Raw genomic sequence first — 2,627 nt, 5'->3', positions numbered from 1 at the left:
ACTGCTCCTTCCAGTCGGTGGGGGCCAGCTCCTTCGCGTTCGCGTTCGCGGCCTCAGCCAGCGCCACCGTGAGCAGCAGCACCCCGGCGGGCTCGGCGGCGGCTTCCCGCATCGCGGCATTGAGCGCTCGGCCGTCGGCAGCGGCCCAGGCCAGCATCACGCGCAGCGCCCGCTGTCGTGCCGTGCGCCGCCCCGCGCTCATGTCCTGAATGTTGGTGATCAGGTTGTTCATGACTCTCCCTCCTTGGCGCGCGTGCGGTTCGCCAGGCGGCGGCGCCTTCCGTAGCGGGCGATCTCGGGCATGAGCGCGGTGGCCAGGTCGTCCAGCCGGGCGTCGGGGACAGCGGCGAGGGTCGTGACGCCACCGCCCAGATTGCGAATTGCCTCGCGCACCGCTTGCTTCTGGCCGTCGTTGAGGAGTTTCTGGACGGTGCGCTGGAGTTCTTCCCGGGTGACGCCTTCCGGCTTGGGTGCGGGCGGGGGTGGTGGCGCGGGACGGGTGCCTTCCAGGTGGTCTGCGATGCGCTCCAGTGCATTGGCCATGCGGTCCAGCGCGGGTGATGGGTCAACAGAGGGATACATGGTGCGGTCCTTTCAGTGGTGAATGCAGTTGGCTGTGATCAGGTGCGGATGTTTCGGCCCTCCCCCCCCTGCTACGGCGGGCGACGTGGCCACGGTGCGGCGCCAGGCTCTGAGCTCGGTTGGGCTCGGTGAGCCTGGTCGGGCTTATGGATCGGGCTTTTCTTCGTCGAATTACGGAAAGCACTTTTCTTCGTCGAGTTCCGGAAAGCACTTTCAGATGCGCCGCCCACGCCGCCTGCGCCACCTATAGGGGGGGTGGCGCGGCGGCGCACCCCGCGCGGAGGTGCGCGGCGTGGGCCCGCGCACCCCTCGGACGTACTGCCACCAGGGAAAACGGACTCACTGGCCACCTCCTGCGCGGAAGTGCGCGGTGTGCGGCTCGCGCAGGGGGTGCGCGGGGTGTGCCGCGCACCTGTTCGCGGCTCATTGACTGGCCTTTTCTTCCTGAAACTCCGGAAAATTGCGGGCGCCGAGTGCTGGATCATTGCGGCACCTCTTCTTCCTCGCTGCCGAACTCACTGGCCACCTGCTGGTGGCGTTCCCGGCGCTCCCGCATGGCCTGCCGCACTGCCTCGCGTGACCAGGTGTGCCCGGCAGCCTTCACGCGGTCCAGCACCCGCCGCTCGCCGTCCTCGATGCTGATCCGCTCCTGGTCCATCCAGGCGATGGCCGTCTGCGCGGGGGTGGCGTGCCCGGTCCGCCACGACACTCCCGCCGCGTGGTCGTGCTCCACCTCGGCCTGTGGCACCGGCTCCAAGATCGGCTTCAGGTGCCGCACCGTCACACGGCGCGCACCGCCCACGTCGGCCCACAGCAGCAGCACCGACCCGGCCCCCGCCGTGATGGGCATCCCGCCGTAGAGATCGGCCAGGGTGGTCGGCGCCTTGCCGTTCGCGCCGCGCTTGACCATGTGGTGCAGTTCCAGCACCTGCACCCCAGCGGCGAGCGCTGTCTGGCGGGCGCGGTTGTAGCCTCCGGCGCCCGCTTCCTCGGTCAGCCCCAGCGCGGCGTCCTTGAGGGAGTCCACCACCACGTGCGACGCCCCAGCCTTGGCAGCCAGCCGCGCCAGCAGTTCCGTGTCCTTGGCCATGTCCTCGGGCGGCGGTCCCTGCCACACCATCAGCCGCTCAGAGATCACCGCGCGCTGCTCCGGCGTGAAGTGCCGCCGCAGCGCCCGCGCGATCTGCCGTGGGCGGTCCATGGCCAGGTACAGCACCCGCCCGGCGGCGGGAACCACCGGCCACCCCAGCACCTCGCCACCGAACAGCAGCGCGTGCACCAGTTGCCCTGTCACGGTCGTCTTGCCGACGCCCGGCGGACCCACCAGCATCAGGGACTCGCCCTCGGCCCACAGGGCGGCGGTCTCGGTGCCCCAGATCAGCGGCACATCGTCCGGCTGGTCAAACAGGAACGCGCCACCGTCCGCCCAGCGGGTACGGTCCGGCGCAGCTTCCTGCTGGTCGTCCTCTGGCGGCAGCGGCTCAAACTCAGCCCCTGGCGGCTCCCACGGCAGCCCGGCTCGGGCGTGGTCACTGGTGGCCTTGGCTGCCCACTTCCCCGGCACAGCCTCAGCCATGGCCTCCGGCACAATCCCGTCATAGAGCGCTTCGGCCTCGGCCAGCGTGAGCGCGTTCCAGGGGGAGTGCGCCAGCGCGGCCAGGGTGTCGGCGGCGTCGGCCAGCAGACGTTCCCAGCCACGGTCCCGGTCGTCCCGGTGGCCCTCGGGCCAGTCCTCCGCCTCGGCCAGTTGCTTTCGCCACCCATCCACGCGGCGCTGCACCTGCGCGTCAGCATTCCTCTGCTCCACAGCCGACAGGTCCTCATACGCGGGACCATCCCCAGCGGCGGCTTCCACCGGCTCCGGCTCGGGCGGCACGGTCGGGTCCATCTGCTCGTCCAGCAGCACGGCCTCCACCGGCAGCGGGGCACCGTCCAGCACGTGGTGCTCGTAGTCGCCCCGGTCGGCGGGGAAGGTAGGCATGTACATCAGCCGCTCGGGCTGCACGCTCCCGGCGTCGAACCGCTCCCGGCCCAGGCGGTGCATC

The 2,627-nt window shown here is 70.8% G+C and carries 3 protein-coding genes; all 3 read right to left on the bottom strand.

What is annotated here, in order from left to right; genetic code table 11:
* Window positions 1–232: hypothetical protein (locus tag FV560_RS19905; protein ID WP_159623758.1), on the bottom strand; the 232-nt coding region annotated here is incomplete at its 3' end.
* A complete protein-coding gene (locus FV560_RS19900) occupies window positions 229–543 on the bottom strand; it encodes a hypothetical protein (protein WP_235020253.1) in 315 nt (104 codons plus the stop codon). The genes FV560_RS19905 and FV560_RS19900, both read right to left, overlap by 4 nt.
* A gap of 520 nt (window positions 544–1,063) precedes the next feature.
* A partial coding sequence (locus tag FV560_RS19895) for an AAA family ATPase (RefSeq protein WP_159623754.1) occupies window positions 1,064–2,627 on the bottom strand: 1,564 nt, incomplete at its 5' end.

Origin of the sequence: Ruania rhizosphaerae, from assembly GCF_009805705.1 — a bacterium.
GTDB classification, from domain to species: domain Bacteria; phylum Actinomycetota; class Actinomycetes; order Actinomycetales; family Beutenbergiaceae; genus Ruania; species Ruania rhizosphaerae.
The sequence above is the reverse complement of the archived record's forward strand: the minus strand, read 5'-3'. Positions and strand labels throughout refer to the sequence as shown.